The organism is Acinetobacter sp., assembly GCF_039596015.1.
Classification (GTDB): domain Bacteria; phylum Pseudomonadota; class Gammaproteobacteria; order Pseudomonadales; family Moraxellaceae; genus Acinetobacter.
The window spans coordinates 143,502-165,964 of record NZ_JBCNKN010000004.1; the positions used below are offsets into that span (position 1 = coordinate 143,502).

The 22,463-nt window shown below is 39.7% G+C and carries 27 protein-coding genes; 12 read left to right on the plus strand and 15 right to left on the minus strand.

Going from position 1 to position 22,463, the window contains the following annotated elements; genetic code table 11:
* Positions 1 to 50: 50 nt before the first annotated feature.
* The 4 genes from benC (at position 51) to ABDV70_RS05890 (ending at position 3,295) form a co-directional block, all read left to right on the plus strand.
* On the plus strand, positions 51 to 1,067 hold the full coding sequence (benC, locus tag ABDV70_RS05875; RefSeq protein ID WP_343596189.1) for a benzoate 1,2-dioxygenase electron transfer component BenC: 1,017 nt from the start codon (positions 51 to 53) through the stop codon (positions 1,065 to 1,067).
* 16 nt (positions 1,068 to 1,083) lie between these two features.
* Positions 1,084 to 1,869 (plus strand): benzoate diol dehydrogenase BenD, encoded by a 786-nt coding sequence (gene benD, locus ABDV70_RS05880; protein ID WP_343596190.1) that lies wholly within the window; start codon positions 1,084 to 1,086, stop codon positions 1,867 to 1,869.
* An 82-nt stretch (positions 1,870 to 1,951) separates the two neighbouring features.
* Positions 1,952 to 2,623 carry a 3-oxoacid CoA-transferase subunit A gene (locus ABDV70_RS05885; RefSeq protein WP_343596135.1) on the plus strand — a complete coding sequence of 224 codons (672 nt, stop codon included), beginning with the start codon at positions 1,952 to 1,954 and terminating at the stop codon, positions 2,621 to 2,623.
* 18 nt (positions 2,624 to 2,641) lie between these two features.
* Positions 2,642 to 3,295, plus strand: a complete 654-nt coding sequence (locus ABDV70_RS05890; protein ID WP_343596192.1) for a 3-oxoacid CoA-transferase subunit B — start codon at positions 2,642 to 2,644, stop codon at positions 3,293 to 3,295.
* 516 nt (positions 3,296 to 3,811) lie between these two features.
* Here ABDV70_RS05890 and purB read toward each other — a convergent pair.
* From purB to ABDV70_RS05925, 7 genes are all read right to left on the minus strand, one after another.
* Positions 3,812 to 5,200 (minus strand): adenylosuccinate lyase, encoded by a 1,389-nt coding sequence (purB, locus tag ABDV70_RS05895; RefSeq protein ID WP_343596194.1) that lies wholly within the window; start codon positions 5,198 to 5,200, stop codon positions 3,812 to 3,814.
* A 45-nt stretch (positions 5,201 to 5,245) separates the two neighbouring features.
* On the minus strand, positions 5,246 to 5,983 hold the full coding sequence (hflD, locus tag ABDV70_RS05900; protein WP_343596196.1) for a high frequency lysogenization protein HflD: 738 nt from the start codon (positions 5,981 to 5,983) through the stop codon (positions 5,246 to 5,248).
* 12 nt (positions 5,984 to 5,995) lie between these two features.
* Positions 5,996 to 7,129, minus strand: coding sequence for a tRNA 2-thiouridine(34) synthase MnmA (gene mnmA / locus ABDV70_RS05905; protein WP_343596198.1), 1,134 nt, complete (start codon positions 7,127 to 7,129; stop codon positions 5,996 to 5,998).
* 4 nt (positions 7,130 to 7,133) lie between these two features.
* The gene (locus ABDV70_RS05910; protein ID WP_343596200.1) at positions 7,134 to 7,622 is read right to left on the minus strand and encodes an NUDIX hydrolase; all 489 of its coding nucleotides are present in this window, start codon (positions 7,620 to 7,622) and stop codon (positions 7,134 to 7,136) included.
* Positions 7,623 to 7,766: 144 nt separating this feature from the next.
* Positions 7,767 to 8,303: a gamma carbonic anhydrase family protein gene (locus tag ABDV70_RS05915; RefSeq protein ID WP_343596202.1), complete on the minus strand. Its 537-nt coding sequence runs from the start codon at positions 8,301 to 8,303 to the stop codon at positions 7,767 to 7,769.
* A 210-nt stretch (positions 8,304 to 8,513) separates the two neighbouring features.
* Positions 8,514 to 9,662 (minus strand): D-alanyl-D-alanine carboxypeptidase PBP5/6, encoded by a 1,149-nt coding sequence (dacC, locus tag ABDV70_RS05920; RefSeq protein ID WP_343596204.1) that lies wholly within the window; start codon positions 9,660 to 9,662, stop codon positions 8,514 to 8,516.
* A gap of 110 nt (positions 9,663 to 9,772) precedes the next feature.
* Positions 9,773 to 10,195, minus strand: coding sequence for a hypothetical protein (locus tag ABDV70_RS05925; protein WP_343596206.1), 423 nt, complete (start codon positions 10,193 to 10,195; stop codon positions 9,773 to 9,775).
* A 212-nt stretch (positions 10,196 to 10,407) separates the two neighbouring features.
* Between ABDV70_RS05925 and surE the strand changes: the two genes are divergently transcribed.
* The 3 genes from surE to ABDV70_RS05940 all read left to right on the plus strand — a co-directional run bounded on the left by surE (position 10,408) and on the right by ABDV70_RS05940 (position 13,135).
* Positions 10,408 to 11,184 (plus strand): 5'/3'-nucleotidase SurE, encoded by a 777-nt coding sequence (gene surE, locus ABDV70_RS05930; RefSeq protein WP_343596208.1) that lies wholly within the window; start codon positions 10,408 to 10,410, stop codon positions 11,182 to 11,184.
* A 124-nt stretch (positions 11,185 to 11,308) separates the two neighbouring features.
* On the plus strand, positions 11,309 to 12,127 hold the full coding sequence (locus ABDV70_RS05935; RefSeq protein ID WP_343596210.1) for a peptidoglycan DD-metalloendopeptidase family protein: 819 nt from the start codon (positions 11,309 to 11,311) through the stop codon (positions 12,125 to 12,127).
* Positions 12,128 to 12,217: 90 nt separating this feature from the next.
* A complete protein-coding gene (locus ABDV70_RS05940; RefSeq protein WP_343596212.1) occupies positions 12,218 to 13,135 on the plus strand; it encodes a LysR family transcriptional regulator in 918 nt (305 codons plus the stop codon).
* Positions 13,136 to 13,205: 70 nt separating this feature from the next.
* On the opposite strand, the gene ABDV70_RS05945 is transcribed toward ABDV70_RS05940, so the two are convergent.
* Positions 13,206 to 14,420 (minus strand): aspartate aminotransferase family protein, encoded by a 1,215-nt coding sequence (locus ABDV70_RS05945; RefSeq protein ID WP_343596214.1) that lies wholly within the window; start codon positions 14,418 to 14,420, stop codon positions 13,206 to 13,208.
* 164 nt (positions 14,421 to 14,584) lie between these two features.
* On the opposite strand from ABDV70_RS05945, the gene grxD reads away from it, so the two are divergent.
* The gene (gene grxD, locus ABDV70_RS05950; RefSeq protein WP_343596216.1) at positions 14,585 to 14,929 is read left to right on the plus strand and encodes a Grx4 family monothiol glutaredoxin; all 345 of its coding nucleotides are present in this window, start codon (positions 14,585 to 14,587) and stop codon (positions 14,927 to 14,929) included.
* A gap of 75 nt (positions 14,930 to 15,004) precedes the next feature.
* A complete protein-coding gene (locus tag ABDV70_RS05955) occupies positions 15,005 to 15,772 on the plus strand; it encodes a Rossmann-like and DUF2520 domain-containing protein (RefSeq protein WP_343596218.1) in 768 nt (255 codons plus the stop codon).
* Between the two features lie 60 nt (positions 15,773 to 15,832).
* Here ABDV70_RS05955 and ABDV70_RS05960 read toward each other — a convergent pair whose 3' ends face one another.
* A complete protein-coding gene (locus ABDV70_RS05960; RefSeq protein ID WP_343596220.1) occupies positions 15,833 to 16,720 on the minus strand; it encodes a LysR family transcriptional regulator ArgP in 888 nt (295 codons plus the stop codon).
* A gap of 110 nt (positions 16,721 to 16,830) precedes the next feature.
* Here ABDV70_RS05960 and ABDV70_RS05965 point away from each other — a divergent pair, with 110 nt between their 5' ends.
* Positions 16,831 to 17,427 (plus strand): LysE/ArgO family amino acid transporter, encoded by a 597-nt coding sequence (locus ABDV70_RS05965; protein ID WP_343596222.1) that lies wholly within the window; start codon positions 16,831 to 16,833, stop codon positions 17,425 to 17,427.
* Between the two features lie 21 nt (positions 17,428 to 17,448).
* Here ABDV70_RS05965 and trmB read toward each other — a convergent pair whose 3' ends face one another.
* Positions 17,449 to 18,168, minus strand: coding sequence for a tRNA (guanosine(46)-N7)-methyltransferase TrmB (gene trmB / locus ABDV70_RS05970; protein WP_343596224.1), 720 nt, complete (start codon positions 18,166 to 18,168; stop codon positions 17,449 to 17,451).
* 228 nt (positions 18,169 to 18,396) lie between these two features.
* Between trmB and ABDV70_RS05975 the strand changes: the two genes are divergently transcribed.
* Positions 18,397 to 19,005: a glutathione binding-like protein gene (locus ABDV70_RS05975; RefSeq protein WP_343596226.1), complete on the plus strand. Its 609-nt coding sequence runs from the start codon at positions 18,397 to 18,399 to the stop codon at positions 19,003 to 19,005.
* Positions 19,006 to 19,055: 50 nt separating this feature from the next.
* Here ABDV70_RS05975 and ABDV70_RS05980 read toward each other — a convergent pair whose 3' ends face one another.
* The 5 genes from ABDV70_RS05980 to ABDV70_RS06000 all read right to left on the minus strand — a co-directional run bounded on the left by ABDV70_RS05980 (position 19,056) and on the right by ABDV70_RS06000 (position 21,818).
* On the minus strand, positions 19,056 to 19,856 hold the full coding sequence (locus ABDV70_RS05980) for a thiazole synthase (RefSeq protein ID WP_343596228.1): 801 nt from the start codon (positions 19,854 to 19,856) through the stop codon (positions 19,056 to 19,058).
* 15 nt (positions 19,857 to 19,871) lie between these two features.
* Positions 19,872 to 20,069, minus strand: coding sequence for a sulfur carrier protein ThiS (thiS, locus tag ABDV70_RS05985; RefSeq protein WP_343596436.1), 198 nt, complete (start codon positions 20,067 to 20,069; stop codon positions 19,872 to 19,874).
* A gap of 13 nt (positions 20,070 to 20,082) precedes the next feature.
* Positions 20,083 to 20,448 carry a DUF423 domain-containing protein gene (locus ABDV70_RS05990; RefSeq protein ID WP_343596229.1) on the minus strand — a complete coding sequence of 122 codons (366 nt, stop codon included), beginning with the start codon at positions 20,446 to 20,448 and terminating at the stop codon, positions 20,083 to 20,085.
* A gap of 118 nt (positions 20,449 to 20,566) precedes the next feature.
* Positions 20,567 to 21,436: an RNA polymerase sigma factor RpoH gene (gene rpoH / locus ABDV70_RS05995; protein WP_343596231.1), complete on the minus strand. Its 870-nt coding sequence runs from the start codon at positions 21,434 to 21,436 to the stop codon at positions 20,567 to 20,569.
* A 136-nt stretch (positions 21,437 to 21,572) separates the two neighbouring features.
* Entirely contained in the window at positions 21,573 to 21,818 is a 246-nt protein-coding gene (locus tag ABDV70_RS06000) for a sulfurtransferase TusA family protein (RefSeq protein WP_343596233.1), read from the minus strand.
* Between the two features lie 354 nt (positions 21,819 to 22,172).
* On the opposite strand from ABDV70_RS06000, the gene ABDV70_RS06005 reads away from it, so the two are divergent.
* The gene (locus ABDV70_RS06005; RefSeq protein WP_343596234.1) at positions 22,173 to 22,385 is read left to right on the plus strand and encodes a cold-shock protein; all 213 of its coding nucleotides are present in this window, start codon (positions 22,173 to 22,175) and stop codon (positions 22,383 to 22,385) included.
* The last annotated feature ends 78 nt before the right edge of the window (positions 22,386 to 22,463 follow it).

Here is a 22,463-nt window from a genome sequence, read left to right on the forward strand (position 1 = left end):
GGATGATTGACTGAGGGATCAAGCTCAAATAATTTTATAGGACTTCTGCTATGTCAAACCATAATGTCGCACTTCAATTTGAAGATGGTGTTACTCGTTTTATTCGCGTTTCCGATGGTGAAACTTTATCTGATGCAGCTTATCGTCAACAAATAAATATTCCACTTGATTGTCGTGAAGGTGCTTGTGGTACATGTCGTGCATTTTGCGAGTCAGGCAGTTATGACATGCCAGCAGACAATTATATTGAAGATGCGTTAAGCCAAGAAGAAGCAGAGAAAGGCTATATTTTAGCCTGCCAGTGCAAGCCTACTTCAGACGCGGTCTTTCAAATTCAGGCATCTTCTGAAGTATGTAAAACCAAGATTCATGAATTTCAGGGGACATTGGTACGTGTTGAAAATCTTTCAGACTCAACCATTACATTTGATATTCAGTTAGATGAAGGGCAGCCTGAGATTCATTTCCTTTCAGGGCAATATGTCAATGTAGGGATTCCAAATACCACAGAAACACGTTCTTATTCATTTAGTTCCAAACCGGGCAACCGCTTAACGGGCTTTGTAGTACGTAACGTACCGAACGGCAAAATGAGTGAGTTTTTGAGTAAAAATGCTCAAGCTGGCGACAAAATGACATTTACTGGGCCTTTTGGAAGTTTCTATCTCCGTAATGTGACAAAACCTGTATTGATGCTCGCAGGTGGTACAGGTATTGCGCCATTTATGTCGATGCTACAAGTACTCGAAGAAAAAGGTTCAGAACAGCCTATTCGTTTAGTCTTTGGCGTAACCAATGATTTTGACTTGGTTGCCTTAGAAAAACTCAATGAATTACAAGCAAAATTCCCGTGGTTTGAATATCGTACTGTGGTTGCAAGCCCTGAAAGCAACCATGAACGCAAAGGCTATGTCACTGGTCATATTGAAACTGAATGGTTAAATGCTGGCGATGTTGATGTTTATCTATGTGGTCCAGTGCCAATGGTAGAAGCAGTACGTGGTTGGTTAGAAACAGAAAATATCAAACCGGCTAATTTCTTGTTTGAAAAATTCTCTGCGAATTAAAGTGGAGAAAGTAGAAATGACACAAAGACTCCGATTTAAAGATAAGGTGGCAATTGTTACAGGTAGCGCACAAGGCATTGGCCGTGGTGTTGCCCTACAAGTCGCGTCTGAGGGTGGACAAGTCATCATGGCTGACCGCTCTGAATATGTTGAAGAAGTGCTCAAAGAAATTCAAAGTGTTGGTGGTGATGCGATCACCATTAACGCAGACCTTGAAACCTATGCAGGTGCAAAAGCCGTTGTTGCAAAAGCCATTGAACACTATGGTCGGGTTGATATCCTGATTAATAATGTAGGTGGTGCGATCTGGATGAAACCTTTTCAAGAATTTTCTGAAGAAGAAATCATCAAGGAAGTAAATCGCTCTCTGTTCCCAACCTTATGGTGCTGTCACGCTGTTTTGCCTGAGATGATGAAGAATCAGAAGGGAACAATTGTAAATATTTCCTCTGTTGCCACACGTGGTATTAACCGTATTCCATATTCTGCATCGAAAGGTGGGGTAAATGCTTTGACGGCATCGCTTGCTTTTGAACATGCCCAAGATGGGATCCGTGTGAATGCAGTTGCAACAGGTGGAACAGAAGCTCCACCAAGAAAAATCCCCCGTAATGATCACGCTTTAACTGCAAATGAAAACGTATGGATGCAGCAAGTGGTGGATCAAACCAAAGATCGTTCATTTATGGGGCGTTATGGCACGATTGATGAACAGGTGAATGCGGTTTTATTTCTCGCCTCAGACGAGTCTTCTTATATAACTGGGAGCGTAATACCTGTAGGTGGTGGTGATCAGGGATAGCTGGACCCTATCATGAGTTTAAGTAGTTTTGATGACTACATGGTTGGTACTGAATACGATTTTATATTGGTAAGGGCAGAATATGGTAAACAAAATTTCGACGTCACTCATAGAGGCTGTATCTCAAATTCGAGATGGGATGACGATTATGATCGGAGGTTTTGGTACAGCCGGACAACCAGCAGAACTGATTGATGGTTTAATTGAACTTGGCATAAAAGACCTAACCATTGTAAGCAACAATGCAGGCAATGGGGACTATGGTCTAGCAAAGCTACTTAAAGCAGGTTCGGTTAAAAAAGTTATTTGTTCATTCCCACGCCAGTCTGACTCATGGGTATTTGACGAATTATACCGAGCTGGAAAAATCGAACTGGAACTTGTTCCACAAGGCAACTTGGCCTGTCGGATTCAGGCGGCAGGCATGGGCTTAGGTGCAGTATTTACCCCTACAGGTTTTGGTACTTTGCTTGCAGAAGGCAAAGAAACCCGTCACATAGATGGAAAAGACTACGTTTTAGAATATCCAATCAAAGCAGATATCGCCTTAATCAAAGCCCAACAAGGCGACCGCTGGGGCAATCTGGTCTACCGAAAATCTGCGCGAAACTTTGGTCCGATTATGGCGATGGCAGCGGACATTACAATTGCACAGGTCACTGACGTAGTAGAACTCGGTGCACTTGACCCAGAACACATCATCACTCCGGGCATCTTTGTACAACACGTTATTCAAGTACAACCAGCGCAATAACAACATAAGGAAATGAACATGAGCTACCAAAAACTCAGCCGTGACCAGATTGCCGAACGTGTGGCACAAGACATTCCAGATGGCGCATACGTAAACCTAGGGATTGGCTTACCGACAAAAATAGCGAGCTACTTACCCAAAGACAAAGAAGTATTCTTACACTCAGAAAATGGTCTCTTGGCTTTTGGCCCACCACCATCCAAAGGAGAAGAAGACCCAGAGCTGATCAATGCAGGCAAAGAATTTGTGACCATGTTACAAGGCGGTGCTTTTTTCCATCATGGTGACTCATTTGCCATGATGCGAGGCGGTCATCTTGATATTGCGGTACTTGGTGCTTTTCAAGTTGCAGCCAATGGAGACTTAGCCAACTGGCATACAGGTGCAGCGGATGCGATACCCGCTGTTGGCGGTGCGATGGACTTGGCGGTAGGTGCGAAGAAAGTCTTTATCACCACAGACCATGTTACAAAACAAGGTGAACCGAAGATTGTGACTGAACTGAGCTATCCAGTGACGGGAAAACATTGTGTAGACCGAATTTATACTGATTTATGTGTGATTGATGTGACCAAGGATGGTTTGAAGGTGATAGAGAAGGTTGAAGGACTATCGTTTGACGAGTTACAAGATTTGACAGGTGCTAAGTTGATTGATGCAACACAAGGTTAAGTTTGCACAGCCACAAATTAGGGGCTAAAGCAAAAGTTTGTTGTATAGGCAATACTTTACTTTTTAGGGATAAAAAGTAACAACAATCCTTTGTTGAACAGAGGAGGCTTCCTTGCCTCCCTGTTCAACGGGGCGATATCCATGTCGCCACCGCGATAGTAAATTCGGTTTTAAAGTCTAGGTTGGCATTACGTTACATATATTCCAATATTGAACAACCTGAACAGTTTAATTTGTCTATACAAAAATTTATTGGCTCATTCTAATAAATTTTATAGATGTAAGCTGTGTAATAGGAATTAAGCAGAAAGAATGATTTATTTCCTTTTTTAGCTTGAGGGGTGAGAAATAGAAAATTTTCTTTTTTATCAAGTGCTAATGCATGGCATAAATGACAATCGAAAGTCGTCTAAAACTGAGAATGTGTTTTTAGGTAAGTTCTGTTATAAAGTCTTTTTTTAGATACCTAGATATAAGAAAGCGGAGTAAGTAACCCCGCCTTCTTATTCTCAATGCTTAGATTTTTTCAATTAAGACATTGATTTGTTTTGCTTGTTCAGCAGCATTACCTGTATATGTTGCAGGTGTTAATTTAGCTAAACGTGCACGTTCTTCAGCAGGAACCTGAGCCAATTCATCGCTGTTGACAAAGTTCACCATCATTTCACGAGTCATTGCCTGACCACGAGTCAATGCTTTTAATTTCTCGTATGGTTTTTCAATGTTATAACGACGCATCACCGTTTGAATCGGTTCTGCAAGCACTTCTTGAGAATGATCAAGATCTTCAAATAAACGTGCTGCATTTAACTCAAGTTTACCAACACCTTTTAAGCAAGCTTCAAAAGCGATTAAGCTTTGTGCAAAACCAACACCCATGTTACGAAGAACAGTTGAGTCAGTTAAGTCACGCTGCCAGCGAGAAATTGGAAGTTTTTCGCCTAAATGTGCAAGTACAGCGTTTGCAATCCCTAAGTTACCTTCAGAGTTTTCAAAGTCAATTGGGTTAACTTTATGAGGCATAGTCGATGAACCAACTTCACCTTCTTTAAGACGTTGTTTGAAGAAACCTAAAGAAATGTAACCCCAAACATCACGGTTAAAGTCGATTAGAATTGTATTGAAACGACGTAATGCATCAAATAATTCAGCCATATAGTCATGTGGCTCGATTTGTGTGGTATATGGGTTGAACGTTAATCCTAAAGATTCAACAAATGCTTGAGAATGAGCAGGCCAGTTGATTTCTGGATAAGCTGAAAGGTGAGCGTTATAGTTCCCTACAGCACCGTTAATTTTGCCTAGAAGTTCAACATTTTCAAATTGCTTGATTTGACGTGCTAAACGATACGCAACATTGGCCATTTCTTTACCCAAAGTTGTTGGGCTAGCAGTTTGACCATGTGTACGAGAAAGCATTGGTTGTTCAGCATGTGTTGTTGCCAAAGCTGCAATTTCAGTCACGATTTGCTTCATGTTAGCAAGCAAAACTTCACGACCTTGTTTCAGCATTAGGGCATGTGACAAGTTATTGATGTCTTCAGATGTACATGCAAAGTGAATAAATTCGCCTGCATCTTTTAATTCATCGATGTGAGCAATTTTTTCTTTAAGGAAATATTCAACTGCTTTTACATCGTGGTTAGTTGTACGTTCAATTTCTTTGATGCGTAAAGCATCTTGTTCAGAAAAAGAGCTTACAATTGCGTCTAATGCTTGGTTAGTGGCATCACTAAATGCTGGAATTTCCAAAATTTCAGGATGTTTTGCAAGTGCTTGTAACCAGCGTACTTCAACAGTGACGCGGGCATGAATTAAACCAAACTCAGACAGATAAGGACGTAGAGCATCGCATTTGCTCGCATAGCGTCCATCTAATGGAGAGAGTGCAGTTAAAGCGTTCATAAAGTTTCCTTCAATATGGTGCAAAACACCTAAAACAAAACCGATTTACAATCCACTGACTTGATATTGCAGGCGAGCGAGTGCCTGAACATCTTGCAGAAGTTTACGTTTACCAAAAATAAGCTGGAAAGAATTTCCATGCATCTGCCGCCATAGGTGTGCCATTTGCAGACCTGTAAATAATGAGGCACGAATGCGATTGGTATGTTGAGAATCTTTAAAGGCCTCAGCATTTCCACGAACCAAAATACGTGGATTAATTTGGCCTGCTGTATCGACGTATGTTTGAGCCAGATTAGCCAAAATACTCGGATGTAAATAATTCTGATCGAAAAAAGAAAGCTGTTTTAGAATTTTTTGTTGGGATTGTTCAATGAGTTTAACAAATTCAGGATTACGATAAACTTTCTTTTCTAAATGAAGCAGTGCAATCGCATAACTCATCGGAAGTTTTGTTGCAGCAAGCTTGGGAATTTTACTTTTAGGTAAGGGGCTAAAAGGTTGGGTAATGTTTTGTTCTAATGTTTTTAAACCAAGCGATAAATCAGTGAGTTGATGAAAAAAATCGAGGGTATTACAGGCATTATTTTGAACAGGTCGAATATTCAGACTGGCCTTAATGAGATGTTCAAAATAGAAGTTACCACTTTCGCCAATACTGTTTAAGCCTTTCATGGCTGTCATATGGGTGAGCTGGGCAGCCTGAAAGACCCCAGCTAACGCCAATACGCGATTTTGTCGCACAGTCAGAAGTTGAGGCTGTTGAAAGGGAAGGTCAACCATGCCTGATTATTCCTACAAAAAAGCAGGTTTAGGTGCATTGGTATGATGAATCACACCACCACCTAAACAGTTATCATCAATGTAAAATACAACACTTTGTCCTGGTGTTACTGCACGTTGAGCTTCATCAAACTCAACACGAACGCCATTTTCAGTGCTATCGTCACGGAAAATTGTACATGCCTGATCTGGTTGGCGATAGCGGGTTTTGGCAGTACAACGCAGACCTTGCGCTGGAATGTCCTGTTCACCTGCAACCCAATCAATCGTCTCACTCCAGAGTTGTGTGCTGAGCATAAGAGGATGTTCATGCCCTTGTCCGACAACAAGACGGTTGCCTTCAATATCTTTATGTAAAACAAACCATGCGCCTTCTTCAGCATTACGCATGCCGCCAAGACCAATTCCACCACGCTGACCTAGCGTATAGTACATTAGACCATGATGTTCGCCGACCACTTTTCCATCGTCGAGCACAATTTTACCCGGTTGAGCAGGTAGGTATTGTTTTAAGAAATCGTTAAAACGACGTTCACCAATAAAACAAATACCCGTCGAATCTTTTTTCTTGGCTGTCGCAAGATCTAGCTCAGCCGCAATACGGCGGACTTCTGGTTTCTCGATTTCACCGACAGGGAACAATGTTCTGTTGATCTCACGCCCGTGTACGGCATGTAAAAAGTAACTTTGATCTTTATTTTGGTCAAAACCACGTAACAAAGGTGCATATTCATCACCCTTTGAATTTTTTTGCGTCTGACCACGACGGGTGTAGTGTCCTGTTGCAATAAAGTCTGCACCTAATGTAAGCGCATGATCTAGAAAAGCACGGAACTTGATTTCTTTATTACATAAAATATCAGGGTTTGGTGTACGACCTGCGGCATATTCGGCAAGGAAATGTTCAAAAACACGATCCCAATATTCCATTGCAAAATTGGCTGTATGTAATTTAATCCCAAGCTTATCTGCTACGGCCTGAGCATCTGCCAGATCGGTCAAAGCTGTGCAATATTCTGTACCGTCATCTTCTTCCCAGTTCTTCATGAAAAGACCTTCAACCTGATAACCTTGTTGAAGAAGGAGTGCTGCGGAAACAGAAGAATCCACACCACCAGACATACCGACGATGACACGTTGTTGCATAGGATTAAGCGTCCAATTGGGAAATAGGTTTAGGATAAAAAGGATGTTCGTAGATCAGGGATAATGGGAATTTTTGCCCCTTTATCGTATCTTCTAAAGCTTTAATGACCAGAGGGCTTCGGGCGCGTGCTGAATTTTGTAATTCATCAAAACTCATCCATACCGTTTGGATAATACCAGTATCTAACTTGGCATCTGGATGTTCTTTAATGACATGTGCCAAAAAACAGAAGCGAAAGTAGGTGCGATCTGGAAACATAGGAGGGGTATAAGTGTAAACCCCTAAAAGATGGTCGATTTCGACATCGTGACCTGTTTCTTCTTTGGTTTCACGAATGGCGGCATCAACTAATGTTTCACCTGCTTCTACATGACCTGCGGGTTGATTAAACACCGAATGACTAATTCCTTCCGAATATTCTTCAACAAACAGAAACTTACCATTTTTTTCAACAACAGTCGCAACAGTAACATGTGCTGTCCAAGCCGTCATAAAAAAGCACCAAAGGCATTAAAAAACGTATTCTACAAAATTTACAGGTTTTTGGCTATGGGTGATCTTTACAGTATGGTGCTGTTTCGGCGCATCTTTGTGGTGAGAAAACCATCTTTTTGAGTTATGACGGTAGAATCTCTTTTAACTGCTTTTATAATGATCTTTTACTTTGACGTAATGATGTGCGGAATAAGGTAAAAAGGCCATTTCTTTTTCGGTTAAGGACCGAATTTGTTGTACTGGGCTGCCCACATAAAGATAGCCACTTTTTAAAACTTTTCGTGGAGGAACAAGACTTCCTGCGCCAATCATCACGTCATTTTCAATAATCACATCATCTAATACAACCGTGTTAATTCCAATCAAAACTCGATTGCCAATCGTACAACCATGCAAAGTCACATGATGACCAATGGTTACATCTTCACCGATGACCAGTGGGGAACCATTGGGTTTGGATGGATTTTTATGGCTAACATGTAACATGCAATGATCTTGGATATTACTGTTTTGACCGATTTGAATCGAATTAACATCACCACGAATCACGGCAAAAGGCCAAACAGAGACATTTTTAGCGAGTGTTACATCCCCAATGACAACGGACATGTCATCGATATAGCAACTTGAATCAATTTTAGGATGGTGTTCTAAATAAGGGCGGATGTTGTTCGACATAATGAGGGTCAGAATAAAAAGGGAGAAGAAAGGTATATTACAACGATGGGATGAAATTTGTATTGATGATTAAATCTCATCTTTTATGTTTGTACTATCTTAAAATATATATTTACATGACCATAAATAAAGGATCAATAGATTTTTATGAGAACAAATAAAAGGCATTCATACGCAATGGTATGAATGCCGAATGAACAGACTTTAATCTTAGAATAATTTACTAAAGAACTGTTTCACGTAGTCAACCATGCGTGAGAAGAATCCTGCTTCATCAACTGCTTTTAAGGCAACAACAGGTTTTTCTGCAATAACTTTACCATCTAAAGTTGCGACCATTTTACCAATGACCTGACCTTTTTGTAGAGGTGCATTGACTTCAGGTGAAACTTGGAATTGAGTTTTAATGTTACTTGCCTGACCTTTTGGCATTGTCACATTAAAATCTTCAGCTAAACCTGCTGGAACTTCGTTGTCTTTACCAAACCAAACACGTACATTTTTTAATGTTTGATTTGACGGTTGTACTTTGACTGTTTCATAGTTGGCATATCCCCAAGCCAATAATGCACGCGTCTGATTTGCACGTTCATTGACACTTGGTGTACCAAAGATAACCGTAATCAAGCGCATTGGACCACGTTTACTTGACGCAGTTAAACAGTAGCCAGCTTCATTGGTATGACCTGTTTTTAAACCATCAACACTTGGGTCGGTGTATAAAAGTGGGTTACGGTTGCCTTGTTTAATGCCGTTAAATGAGAACGATTTTTCAGAGTAAATTGGATAATATTTGGCACTGTCATGGATAATATGCTGTGCCAAAATTGCCATATCTTTTGCAGATGAATAATGGCCGTCTGCTGGTAAACCTGTTGCATTCATAAAATGCGTATTGTTCATACCCAGACGTTTTGCTTCTTGGTTCATCATGTAAGCAAACGTGCCTTCATTGCCTGCAATATGTTCAGCCATGGCTTTAGATGCGTCATTTCCTGACTGGATAATGATACCACGAAGCATTTCTAATACGGTTGCCGTGCCATTTAAAGGAACGTACATACACGATTCTGTACTACTGCCACGACACCAAGCAGATTCATTCATACGGACTTTTTCACCTTCGGTGAGTTGTCCTTTTAATAGTTTTTGCTCAATGATGTAGCTGGTCATCATTTTGGTCATTGAAGCAGGGGCTAATTTGTCGTTCTCATTTTTTGCCGCAAGAATTTGGCCCGTGTCATAGTCCATTAAAGCATAGGATTTGTTATTTAAATCTGGTGGCGAAGATAGGACAGTTGCTGCATAAGAAAAGGAAGGTAGAAGCAATAGGGCAGCAAAGGTGCTTTTTCGGCTCATTCGTGGTATTTCCAATCGTTATAAGAGGCTATAGGGCTAGCATTGTAGGATAAAGCAAGGCTAACTGCCATAGAGCTGTTAGCCTAACGCTCATGAGTATTGTAACGAAGTTACGAGGTTTTAGTGTTGCTGAGAGTAGAAATTTCCTGACAAATTTCTTTATTTTGTGCATCGCCTGCTTTTTTTGCATCCTGTTCAGCTTCAGTAATATATTTTTTGAACTCTTTTTGCTTTGCACGATGTTCTAAGGCGCTGACAGGATCTTGTTCGTCAGGTAAATTTTCTTTGACTAATGCAGCATATCCATCTTTATATTGCTGATCTTTGAAGCCATAACTTTTGCATAATTTTGAAAGTACATAAATAGCAGCGAGTTCTTCAGAGGTAACAGAAGTGTGATCTGGTGTAACTTCGATATTTTCCGAATCAGTATTTGCAGGTTCGACATCTTTGGGTTTTGCTTGTGCCATCGAAACACATAGAATAGAAGCACTACATAAGCCAAGCATAAATTTTGTAATCAATCGATTCATACGGATAAAACTAAATAAAAATAAAATTATTACGAAAGATTACCTTGTTTTTTCTAGAATAACAGTAGGAAACTGTTATGAAGATGTATTCTTTTAACAAAGTTAGAAAAAATGATTTCAGGATTAACAAATTTGTAATAGTGGCTCAGCGTAAGTTCATGGTTATATTAAAACAGATGAAGCTACCTAAATGATTTAAAAGAGTTATTTTTGTGAATATATTAATTGCGAACGATGATGGTGTTTTTGCACCGGGAATACAGGCTCTAGCACGGGCATTAAAACCACTTGGTCGAGTAATTGTTGTTGCACCCGAAGCAGAACGAAGTGGTTTTTCAAGTGCATTAACTCTAGATCGACCATTACGCCCAGTACAAATTATGCCTGATGTATGGTCAGTGAATGGTACGCCAGCAGATTGCGTATATTTATCATTAAATGGTTTATTTGATATTGAATTTGATCTGGTTGTTAGTGGAATTAACAGTGGTGCAAATTTGGGGGACGATGTGCTGTACTCGGGTACAGTGGGAGCTGCATTTGAAGGACGTTTAATGCGTTACCCATCTATTGCGGTTTCACTGGCAGGAAGTGATGTCCGCCAATATCAATCTCCTCAAGACTATCAGGTTGCCGCGCAATGGGTACATGACTTTATTGCACAAGGTCTGCCACGTATTCCAGAACGTCATATTCTGAATATTAATATTCCAGATGTAAAAACGTTGCAAGGGGCAATGGTGACATACCAAGGTCAACGCAGTCAGTCAAAACCTATTTCAAGTCATGTGGATCCACGTGGGCATCAGGTTTTCTGGATCGGTTTGTCGGGTGAGGCTGTTGCAGAACCTAAAAAAATGCAGCAGGGGTTACAGTCGGACTTTTATGCCGTGAATCATGGTTTTGTGAGTATTACGCCAATTCAAATGGATGCGACGAATTACGATATTTTGCAGCAATTAGATCAACAGATCAGCACTGAAAGTTAGAAAAGTGTTGTCCTGTGTAGCGACTTTGTGACAAAGACCGTAAATTCAGGCTGTTCAATAAAAATTTTGTTAACCTTAGCGACCTAGATTCAAAAGTTTGATTTTATTAGGGAGAGGATGTTGGATGGCATTGTCGCAATCGCATTTTTTGAATAAAGAAGAAAGAGTTCCGATGTTAAAACCACTGTTGTTATCTGCTGTAGCATTGGCGTTTGTCGCCTTGACAGGATGTGCTTCAAAACCTCAGGTCAATACGACGCATCCGATGAAAGCACCGAATTACTATACGGTTCGTAGCGGAGATACGCTAAGTGGTATTGCGAACCGTTATGGTCTGAATTATTTAACGCTTGCACAGATGAATGGCATATCACCACCTTATGTGATTTATGTTCATCAGTCACTGCGGTTAAAAGGTGCTGCCGCAACATCCACCGCTGTAACGCAGCCGATGCAAAATGTACCATCGATGCAAAGTCAGCATATTCCGTTACCAAGTAGAAATACGATGTCCGCGCCACCAAGTGCGATTTCCAATACACCAGCACCAAGGATCACAAATCCATCTACCGCATTAAGATGGGTTAAACCTGCAAATGGTGCAATGATTGAAGGCTTTAATCTTGCCAATAATATCAAAGGTGTTCGTTTTGCAGGTCAACAAGGTGATCCAGTCTTTGCAGCAGCCGATGGTCAGGTTGTATATGCAGACAATGGGTTAAAAGAATATGGTAACTTGATTTTAATCAAGCATCGTAATGGCTACATTAGTGCCTATGCTTATAACAGTAAGCTATTGGTACGAAGTGGTACGAGTGTAACAGCGGGTCAAAAAATTGCCGAAATGGGTTCAACAGGGAATGTAAATCGGGTCATGCTTGAATTCCAAATTCGTGCCGATGGTAAACCTATCGATCCGATGTTGGTTCTTCCACGCCCTTAATTGGTGCATCTAATTCAAAAGTTGAATACTTCCCTTAAGTATTAACCTATATGATGGCTACATTATATGTTTTTATACCGAGGGAAGGTTATGTTAGATCAGCTTCGAGCAATGGGAATATTTGCTTGTGTTGTCAGACAGAACTCTTTTAGTGGTGCTGCTAGAGAATTAGGGATAACAACAAGTGCTGTAAGTCAACAAATCCGCTCGTTAGAGCAGGAAATAGCAGCAACCTTACTGTATCGGTCGACACGGAAAATTAGTCTAACAGAGGCGGGTCAGGTATTTTTCTTAAGTTGTAAAGAAATGCTTGAAGCTGCCGAACGTGGTAAAAAAAGTATTAATGAACTACGTGATGATCTCGTTGGAGATCTAAGAATTGCGGCAAATGCTGATCTTATCGCTCATCATGTTATTCCAGCACTTTCACACTGGATGGAAACTCATCAAAGTCTCAAGATTCAATTTGAAGTTGATGGGCACGATCCATCTTTTCATCCAGCCACTGATATTGGTCTAAAAATCCGTCTACAAAATGAGATGCCTCAGGATGGAGAAATTGCATTAGCGGATATAGAGCAATTGTTGGTCGCTTCGCCAGCCTATCTACAACAACATCATATTTTAAATCCGACTGATTTACAGTCACATATGCTTTATCCAGATGCATTTGTATTTTGTACTCAGCCTTTATTTTTAAGACATATGATTTCGGATGAAAAAACCTATATTGAAATGCCCAAACGACAAGTTCAAAACCATATTTCAGTGGTTAAGTCATTGTGTTTGAATGGATTAGGTTTGTCACAAATGTTGTCTCTAGATGTACAGCGAGAGTTGTTTAGCGGTCAATTGAGTGTCGTGCTTCCAGATTGGAAGTTGCCACAATATACGTTGTACGCTGTTGTTAGCGACCCTCATTCAATTCGTATTCAACGCTGTTTGGATGTATTAAAAGCTTACTTTGAACGTGTTTCAGGACGTAAGGCTTTGAAGGAAGCAAGTTAAAATAATTTATATATGAACCAAAAATAAAGCCAATCAAATGATTGGCTTTATTGCATTTAATCAAGATAGATTAAGCGTGTAGAAAGTTTTTGATTAATGGTACGAGGCGTGTAACTAAATCATCTGCCTGTTTCTGAGTTAGATTCAATGCTGGCAGTAAACGTACCACATTGCCAGCAGTCACATTAATAATTAATTGTTTTTGGTCACGTGCAAGGTGAACGAGTTCACCACACGGTTTTGGTAATTCAATCCCGATAATCATACCAAAACCACGTACAGCGACATTTTCACCTTCAAGCTGTGCGCGGAGTTGATCAACAATATAGTTGCCAATTCGTGCTGCATTTTCAACAAGGTTTTCTTTCTGGATTTGGTCAATGACTGTATAGACAATGCGTGAACCCAGTGGTGTACCACCGTAAGTTGAACCATGATTTCCCGCTTGTAATACGCCCACAGCACGACCTTGTGTCATGACAGCACCAATAGGGAAGCCATTTCCTAAACCTTTGGCAGTGGTCAGCACATCTGGTACAGCGTCGGTGTGTTGATATGCAAAATATTTACCAGTACGTCCGTTTCCAGTTTGAACTTCATCTAGCATCATTAACCAAGAATGCTTGTTACAGATTTCACGGATTTGCTCAAGATATTTAAAGCCCTGAGGTGCAGTGTTGACACCTCCTTCACCTTGGATAGGTTCAACTAAAATCGCAACAATATCAGGGTGAATGAGTGCCAATTCTTCAATTGCATCTACATCACCAAAAGGAACACGCAAGAAACCTTCAACTAAAGGTGCAAAACCATCCTGAACTTTTTTGTTTCCTGTTGCTGAAAGGGTAGCTAGAGTACGACCATGGAAAGAATGTTCTGCAACAATAATTTTAGGGAAATTTATGCCTTGTTGATGACCATATTTACGTGCAATCTTGATCGCCCCTTCGTTTGATTCAGCGCCACTATTTGAAAAGAAAATTTCTTCCATGCCTGAAACTTCAGCCAGTTTTTGTGCTGCGGCAGTCTGCCATGAAATTTCAAATAAATTACTGGTGTGGATGAGGGTTTGTGCTTGTTCAGCAATCGCTTGAGCCAGTACAGGATGTGAGTGGCCCAAACCACAAACGGCAATGCCCGTGAGTGCATCTAAATATGCTGTGCCATCTTCGGTGTATAAATAAGAACCTTGTCCTCGGACGAAGCTGATCGGTTGGCGACCATAAGTTGCCATAATATGAGAAGGTTGATCAGTTTCGACAGGCGCAAGGGTAAATTGGTTCATTGCAATCTCTTATGAATCTAGTTAGAACAAAAGCTTTTTATATAAACAAAATCTTGACCAGATGGAAAGGAATAATTAAAGAAAAATAGAAAAATTACAGCAGTTCGCACCATATTGAAAAGATTTAGGTATAATAGGCGGATAATCGTTGAGGACTTATATCTATGACTGAACAAGCACGAGATACTGAAGCATTAATTCGTGATCAAATCGCTAAACACGCAGTACTCCTTTATATGAAAGGTACACCACAATTTCCACAATGTGGATTTTCTGCACGTGCAGTTGAAGCGCTCAGTCAAATCGGCCGTCCATTTGCTTATGTGAATATTTTGGAAAACCAAGATATTCGTGCGACATTACCGAAAATTGCAAACTGGCCTACATTCCCACAACTTTGGGTGAATGGTGAGTTAATTGGTGGTAGTGATATCATGCTTGATATGTTCCAAAAAGGTGAATTACAACCTTTAATCGAACAGTACAGCCCAGCACCAGAAGCAAAATAATTTTTGTACATAAAGAGAGCGCCAATGAGGCGCTTTTTTTATCGCTTCAGTTTGGATTTATGGAAATACCTAGAAATGAAAATAAGCTTTATTGGTTCTGGTCGTGTGGCAACCCATCTGGCGTGTGCTTTCAAAAAAGTTGGGCATGAGATTTTTCAGATATATAGTCCTCATCATGCACAGCAACTTGCACACAAGGTCAATGCTGTTGCCATTGATCAACTTCAAAGGTTGGATCCTGAAATAGATGTATTGATTATTGCAGTCAATGACCAAGCGATTGCATCCATCATCAAAATATTGCCAGATTCATTTAAAGATGTGTGTGTTGTGCATACGTCGGGTAGTACAGATTTAAAAGTATTAACCGAACACCATGCCAATAGTGGTGTGTTATATCCGTTACAAACCTTTAGTTTTGAAAAAGAAGTGGTGTGGGCAGATGTTCCGTTGCTTATTGAGGGAAATACAACACAAGGCTTGTCACATATTCATTCACTAGCAAATAGCCTAAGTAAAAAGATTTATCATTATTCATCAACGCAACGCTTAAATCTACATTTGGCAGCAGTATTTGCCTGTAATTTTAGTAATTATTGTTATGACATGGCGAATCAGATTACAGAACAGGCCGAGATTGATTTTTCACTGCTTCATCCATTGATTTTGGAAACGGCAAATAAAGCGACTCAATTTACGCCAAGAGAGGTTCAAACAGGACCTGCGAAACGTCATGACCAAAATATTTTGGCGTTACATCAACAGTTACTCGAACAGCAAAATTTACCAGATTTACTGGATGTTTATCAGCAAATGAGTCAGGGCATAGAGAAACATGCCTAAAAATAACCGTTTAAAAACTTAGGTATGACTAATTTATTGATCAGTCTTAATTTGAAAGCTTTATTTTAAGACTGTGGGAGCATATTGAATAAGATGTTCCGTCAATTTAGCCAGTGGAGCAGACTGGCGTTTCCAGTGGTGCCAGTAAAGCTCCATCTCGGTCAGTGCTTCAGGGAGAATTTCAATTAATTCATTGCGTTCTAATGCGGTTTTAAGTTGGAATTCGGGTACCATGCCATAACCTAATCCTAGTTGGATAGCATGCGTAAATGATTCAGAAGAAGGAATAAAATGACAGGGGTATGTGCCTTTTGCCAGACCAAATAATTTGTATAAAATATTGATATGCATTTGATCGTGATCATTAAAAATAATAGCAGGTGCTGCGCGGAGTGCTTGACGTGTCACACCTGATTTAAACCATTTTTTATAAAACTGTGGTGTGGCAACCATTTTATATCGAACAATACCGAGTAACTGGCTTTCACATCCTTTCATGGGTTTACTTTCTATCGAAATACAGGCATTTGCAGCGCCAGTTTCCAATAAGCTATAGGTACGAGACTGGTCATCTAGTTTAATATCTAGCGTAATATTTTCACGAATAATAACAGGTTGTAGTAGTGGTAAAAGCCATGTTGCTAAAGAGTCTGCGTTGGTGGCAAGAATCACTTTAAAAAATTGCTGTTCGGTTTTACCTTTTAGGTGGTGGAGTAAATTTTGTTCAAGCCGTTGGCAATGTTGTAGATATTCTAGAACCTGAAGACCTGCCTGTGTAGGGGTGCAAGGTCGCCCACGAATTAAAAGTAATTGCCCTAGTTCTTTTTCTAATGCTTGAACCCGAAGTGAAATGGCCGAAGGCGTCACACAAAGTTTAAGTCCTGCATGTTCAAAAGAACCTGTTTCGATGACTGCTAAAAAAGCATCTGATTGTTTATGGTCTAGCATTTCCTAAAAATAATTTAGTTTCCATAAGATATTTTAAATTTTACTGAATTAAAAATAAGAAAACAGATAATACCTCCAAGAAAAGTGATTTTATTTTGATAGAGAAGATTATGCAGGCTTTTGCTTATGGGTTAAGTACAGGGTTTTCACTCATTATTGCAATTGGAGCGCAAAATGTTTTTGTGTTAAAGCAAGGGTTAAAACAGCAACATATTTTTTGGGTATGTTTCATTTGTGCTTTGTCTGATTCATTGCTGATTGCCGCGGGTGTTTCTGGAATGGCAAAAGTCGTTTCGGATTTTCCTCAAATTGTTGTGGTTGCGAGATATGTCGGGGTCATTTTCCTTTTTTGTTATGGCGTATTACATTTTATTGCAGCGATTCAAAATAAGGATAAATTGGCATTAGGCTCGGAGCAGACGCAATCATTATTTCGCACTATGATGATTTGCTTAGCATTTACATGGCTAAATCCACATGTTTATTTAGACACATTGTTTTTAATTGGGTCAATATCCATTCAGTTTCAGCAAAAAGCTCTATTTGCTATAGGCGTGATTTTATCTTCGTGGATGTTCTTTTTTTCACTGGGGTATGGTGCAAGGTTCTTATTGCCTTGGGTTCAAAAAGCACAGACATGGTGCTATTTGAATTTGGGGATTGGGGTGTTGATGTGGGGCATTGCTTGGAGATTGCTAGAGCACTGACTCTAGCAATCTTATGATCAATTATTTGATTTTCTTGAAGATAAAATCATTGATTTTATGGCCAGATTCTATGCCACGATTTTCAAATTTAGTCAGAGGACGCCATTCAGGACGAGGGTAGCTATTTCCTTTACCAGCTAAATTTTCTAGATTCTCTCGGTTGTCGAGTACATCCAGCATCCATTCTGCATACGGTTCCCAATCTGTTGCAGAATGGAAAGTTCCACCAAGTTTTAGCTTTTGTTCGACCAGTGCCATACGCTCATGCGTTACAAAACGACGTTTGAAGTGGCGTTTCTTTTGCCAAGGGTCTGGGAAATAAAGTTGTAAACAGTCGATGCTTTGGTCAGGCATTTCACGTAAAACCTGAATTGCATCGGCATCTAAAACTTTTAAGTTTTCTAAGTTTGCCAGACCTGCTTCATATACACATTGGGCAATTCCAGGAACATGAACTTCAATACCAACAAAGTTGCGTTCAGGGTTCGCCTGAGCCATAAGCACAAGCGAGCGCCCCATACCAAAACCAATTTCGACAGTTAATGGACGTTCAGGATGCGCAAAATGCTGACGTAAATCCCCAACTGGATATTCTAAAATAAAATCTTGATGTTGTTCCAACGCTGTCCGTTGTGAAGTATTTAAGGGCGCAGAGCGACGCATAAAGGTCACAATTTCACGGTGTTCATGTAAATTGTCCAGATCAACAATTTGGGTTTCTTCGATAATATCGTTGGTCATAACGTTGGAGTCATTCAGTTTGTATTACAAAGACGTTATTGTAAGTGTTGAGTTATCTAAGTCAAATCTTTTGAGAAAAAGCCATAAATATTTCTAATGCCATCATTTTTGTCATTTAAAAATCGCCTTCAATAACCATTTTTGTAATTCTTAATAAACAGCACTTGAATCGACCGCCTAACTACTCTAAAACTTTCTATAGGAACGACAAGGACAAATAGACAACCTATGAAACTTTATTATTCACCTGGTGCATGTTCATTAGCTGCACATATTCTTCTGAATGAAATTAATGCTGACTATGAACTGGAAAAAGTTGATATCAGAACACATCTGACAGAAAAAGGGAGCGATTACTATCAGATTAACCCAAAAGGTTATGTTCCTGCTTTGGAAATTGACCCTAAATTGGTTTTAACTGAAAATATTGCCATTTTACCGTTTATTGCACAAAATGACCCATCACAGAACTTGATTCCAATTTCGGGTTTAGGGTTGGCGAAAGTTCTGGAATGGTTGGGGTATTTAAACTCGGAATTACATACTGCATATTCAGCGCTTTTTGCAAAAGACATTAGTAGCGAGCAAAGAAAAGACGCACATAAGAATATCGATAAGTTATTAGGTTTTATTGAAGCGCATCTTAAAAATTCGGATACAGACTATTTGTTAGGGGATAGTTTTGGGCCTGCGGATGCCTATTTATTTGTCATTACAAACTGGTCGCAACTCACACATCACGATTTATCAGCTTTTTCTCATATATTGGCATTACGCAGTCGAGTGGCTGAACGCCCATCGGTACAAGTGGCAATGAAAAAAGAAGGACTGATTTAAGTTTTTCTGGTTTAAAGAAAGAGTGCTTTTTAGCACTCTTTCTTTTAGGGTTATTTAAAGAAATAACCTGTTTCTGGTGAGCTTGCATTTGCCATACGTTTGCGTGGCATACGCCCAGCAAGGAAGGCCTCACGCCCAGCTTCAACCGCTTTTTTCATGGCAGATGCCATTAAAATAGGGCGTTGTGCGGCAGCAATTGCAGTATTCATTAACACTCCATCACAACCCAGTTCCATTGCAAGAGCCGCATCGCTGGCAGTTCCGACACCTGCATCGACCAACACTGGAACTTTCGCATTTTCTTTAATGATTGAAATTGTATGCGGGTTTAAAATTCCCAAGCCAGAACCAATCAAGCTACCTAATGGCATAATCGCAACACAGCCCATACTTTCAAGCTCTTGCGCCACAATTGGGTCATCAGAAGTGTAAACCATGACCTCGAAACCATCGTCAATCAATGTTTTTGCAGCTTTTAATGTTTCAACAATGTTTGGGTAAAGTGTTTTTTCATCACCTAAAACTTCAAGCTTGACTAAATTATGCCCATCTAAAAGTTCACGCGCCAACATACAAGTACGAATCGCGCTATTGGCATCGAAACAGCCTGCTGTGTTTGGCAAAATGGTATATTTTTCAGGTGGTATAACTGAAAGCAAATTAGGCTGATCAGCATGTTGACCGATGTTCACCCGACGAATAGCAACCGTGACAATTTCGGCACCGCTGGCTTGAATAGCAGCGCCAGTTTCATCCAGATCTTTATATTTACCTGTCCCCACAAGTAAACGAGATGAAAATTGGCGTGAACCAATGATTAAAGGTGAATCTTGAAATGATGTATTTTGCATGATAACTACCTGTAATTAACCACCGCCTACAGCATGAATAATTTCGATGCGGTCTTTAGGCTGAATAAGTGTATTTTCCAATCGTGATTTTGGGATAATCATTTCATTGAGTTCGACAGCAAACCGTTTATTTTCTAAACCCATTGAGTGAACCAATTGTAAAAGATTTTGACAAGCTGTTTCGGTTGCTTGTCCATTCAAAAAGAAAGAAATCATGCGTGTATCCTTACTTGCTGAAGCGAAATGCATTCCACGCTAAAGTGAGCCAACCTAGAATCATGAATGCACCACCAATTGGTGTAATTGCACCTAAAATGCGTGGCAAGCCTAGCCCCATAACATAAAGCGATCCACAGAAAAAAATAATTCCAATTTGAATGAGGATAAAGCTACTTTTAATAGGGAATAGGGGAATGGCTTTGGCTAAAATAGAGAGTGCCAATAAACCTAAGGCATGGTAGAAGAAATATTCAGTTGAAGTATGCCACCAATTCAGCTGTTCTAGGCTTGCTGTATTTTTAAGCCCATGTGCGCCAAATGCCCCAAGTATTACGGCAATGGCCAGATTGATAGCAGAAATTGCAAGCCACATTGCGATATTCCGTCATAATTTTGCCATATACATTACCATAAAATTTGAGTTGGATTAAACAAACAAAATGGCTCTGCAAATAAAAAGGCCGATTATTCAGCCTTTTTATAAAAATCAATTAGTTGGATGACATTGCAACTTTAATTTTTTCCATTGCATTTTTTTCTAGCTGGCGAATGCGTTCCGCAGAAACATTATATTCAGCCGCAAGCTCATGCAATGTGGATTTATCATCATCTAACCAGCGACGCTGTAAAATATTCCGTGAGCGATCATCTAGCTGGTTCATCGCTTCATGTAAAGCGGCATTACTTTGTTCTTCGTAGTCTTCATTTTCGACAAGAAGCGCAGGGTCGTATCGGTTATCTTCAAGATATAAAGCAGGTGCAACATGTACTGAGCCTTCATCATCATCGTCATTTTGTGCTTCGAAAGCAGCATCATATGCGGTGAGACGACCTTCCATTTCAAGGACTTGTTCGGGTGTTACATTCAAGTCGTTTGCAATGGATTTGGCTTCTTCAAGAGTCAGCCTTTTACTTGATTTTTTTAAACTACGCAGATTAAAAAAGAGTTTACGCTGAGCTTTTGTTGTTGCAATTTTAACGATACGCCAGTTACGAATAACGTATTCATGTATTTCGGCTTTAATCCAGTGGACAGCAAAAGAAACTAGACGCACACCCATATTAGGATCGAAGCGTTTCACCGCCTTCATGAGTCCTAAATTACCTTCTTGGATCAAGTCACCTTGAGGAAGTCCATAGCCTGCATAACTACGTGCAATATGAACAACGAAGCGTAAATGTGACATGACGAGCATTTTTGCAGCGTCTAAATCCTGATCATAATAATAACGATCAGCAAGTTCTTTCTCTTGTTCAGCAGTAAGGATAGGTAATTGATTGACCGTACTAATGTATGCACCGAGATTTATACCAGGCGCAGACAATGACAGGGGCATCAATTGATTGCTGCTGTCACTCATGGATACTCCTTATAAGGATATTTGGTATCAAGACCATTGGTTTTAATCATAATCCGCTTAGATTACATAATTAAGGAAAAAAGGGTAGAGAAATGTAAAAAAATATGCAAGAGCGTATATTTAATATTACATATGACTAGATTTTAATCCAATATTGGAACTCGTTCTCTGAAATCTGAGTCATTTCGCAACTTAAATGATTGAGCTGGCAGTAACGTAAAATATCGACTTCACTGTTCGGATCTGATGCCTTGAGGTGAAAATATTGTGCATCTGTTGTAGATTTAATGGCTCTTTTTAACATGAGTAATGGCATTGGGCAAGGCTTTCCCAATGCATCAATTTCAATCGCAGAATGATCTTTTACTTGATCGATAGTCATCTTTCAAACACGAATTTTTATAGGACAAAAATTTTAACAAAAATTGCATATTGAAAAAAGAGCAAGGCGTTTACTGATTTTATGAAATGATTATCAACAAAAAATCCACCGAATAGGGAAAATTTTACTACCAATTCTATATTACCCGTGCTAATCTCGGGAACGGATTGCAGGAATGTTGATAACAAGTAATTGTTGAAATTTTCCTGTGATAACGTGGATATAACCGGAATTTGTTAATAGTTTTACAGAAATGGTCATAAGCTTAAAAATAATAACTATTTTTAAACTTTGTTCGCTTTACTGTTTGCAACACCGGGGGAATCCTTTATTTGAATCACTGAGGATTAACTAATGACAGTACGTGAACAAGGCGTAGTTAAATGGTTTAACGATACTAAAGGTTTTGGTTTCATTCAACGTAGCGGTGGCGACGATGTATTCGTACATTTCCGCGCTATCCTAGGTGATGGTCACCGTTCTTTACGTGACGGCCAACGTGTTGAGTTCAGCGTGGTTGAAGGTCAAAAAGGTTTTCAAGCGGAAGCAGTTCAGCCTCTTGACTAATCTTAATTGATTAAGCCACATAAAACGCTCCAAAAGGAGCGTTTTTCTTTTATGTCTCTTTTATTTATGCATCATGAT

Excerpts from the sequence above, each read along its gene's own strand:
- benC (WP_343596189.1), top strand. The coding sequence starts at position 51 with ATGTCAAACCATAATGTCGCACTTCAATTTGAAGATGGTGTTACTCGT.
- benD (WP_343596190.1), top strand. The coding sequence starts at position 1,084 with ATGACACAAAGACTCCGATTTAAAGATAAGGTGGCAATTGTTACAGGT.
- ABDV70_RS05885 (WP_343596135.1), top strand. The coding sequence starts at position 1,952 with ATGGTAAACAAAATTTCGACGTCACTCATAGAGGCTGTATCTCAAATT.
- ABDV70_RS05890 (WP_343596192.1), top strand. The coding sequence starts at position 2,642 with ATGAGCTACCAAAAACTCAGCCGTGACCAGATTGCCGAACGTGTGGCA.
- purB (WP_343596194.1), bottom strand. The coding sequence starts at position 5,200 with ATGAACGCTTTAACTGCACTCTCTCCATTAGATGGACGCTATGCGAGC.
- hflD (WP_343596196.1), bottom strand. The coding sequence starts at position 5,983 with ATGGTTGACCTTCCCTTTCAACAGCCTCAACTTCTGACTGTGCGACAA.
- mnmA (WP_343596198.1), bottom strand. The coding sequence starts at position 7,129 with ATGCAACAACGTGTCATCGTCGGTATGTCTGGTGGTGTGGATTCTTCT.
- ABDV70_RS05910 (WP_343596200.1), bottom strand. The coding sequence starts at position 7,622 with ATGACGGCTTGGACAGCACATGTTACTGTTGCGACTGTTGTTGAAAAA.
- ABDV70_RS05915 (WP_343596202.1), bottom strand. The coding sequence starts at position 8,303 with ATGTCGAACAACATCCGCCCTTATTTAGAACACCATCCTAAAATTGAT.
- dacC (WP_343596204.1), bottom strand. The coding sequence starts at position 9,662 with ATGAGCCGAAAAAGCACCTTTGCTGCCCTATTGCTTCTACCTTCCTTT.
- ABDV70_RS05925 (WP_343596206.1), bottom strand. The coding sequence starts at position 10,195 with ATGAATCGATTGATTACAAAATTTATGCTTGGCTTATGTAGTGCTTCT.
- ABDV70_RS05935 (WP_343596210.1), top strand. The coding sequence starts at position 11,309 with ATGGCATTGTCGCAATCGCATTTTTTGAATAAAGAAGAAAGAGTTCCG.
- ABDV70_RS05940 (WP_343596212.1), top strand. The coding sequence starts at position 12,218 with ATGTTAGATCAGCTTCGAGCAATGGGAATATTTGCTTGTGTTGTCAGA.
- ABDV70_RS05945 (WP_343596214.1), bottom strand. The coding sequence starts at position 14,420 with ATGAACCAATTTACCCTTGCGCCTGTCGAAACTGATCAACCTTCTCAT.
- grxD (WP_343596216.1), top strand. The coding sequence starts at position 14,585 with ATGACTGAACAAGCACGAGATACTGAAGCATTAATTCGTGATCAAATC.
- ABDV70_RS05955 (WP_343596218.1), top strand. The coding sequence starts at position 15,005 with ATGAAAATAAGCTTTATTGGTTCTGGTCGTGTGGCAACCCATCTGGCG.
- ABDV70_RS05960 (WP_343596220.1), bottom strand. The coding sequence starts at position 16,720 with ATGCTAGACCATAAACAATCAGATGCTTTTTTAGCAGTCATCGAAACA.
- ABDV70_RS05965 (WP_343596222.1), top strand. The coding sequence starts at position 16,831 with ATGCAGGCTTTTGCTTATGGGTTAAGTACAGGGTTTTCACTCATTATT.
- trmB (WP_343596224.1), bottom strand. The coding sequence starts at position 18,168 with ATGACCAACGATATTATCGAAGAAACCCAAATTGTTGATCTGGACAAT.
- ABDV70_RS05975 (WP_343596226.1), top strand. The coding sequence starts at position 18,397 with ATGAAACTTTATTATTCACCTGGTGCATGTTCATTAGCTGCACATATT.
- ABDV70_RS05980 (WP_343596228.1), bottom strand. The coding sequence starts at position 19,856 with ATGCAAAATACATCATTTCAAGATTCACCTTTAATCATTGGTTCACGC.
- ABDV70_RS05990 (WP_343596229.1), bottom strand. The coding sequence starts at position 20,448 with ATGTGGCTTGCAATTTCTGCTATCAATCTGGCCATTGCCGTAATACTT.
- rpoH (WP_343596231.1), bottom strand. The coding sequence starts at position 21,436 with ATGAGTGACAGCAGCAATCAATTGATGCCCCTGTCATTGTCTGCGCCT.
- ABDV70_RS06000 (WP_343596233.1), bottom strand. The coding sequence starts at position 21,818 with ATGACTATCGATCAAGTAAAAGATCATTCTGCGATTGAAATTGATGCA.
- ABDV70_RS06005 (WP_343596234.1), top strand. The coding sequence starts at position 22,173 with ATGACAGTACGTGAACAAGGCGTAGTTAAATGGTTTAACGATACTAAA.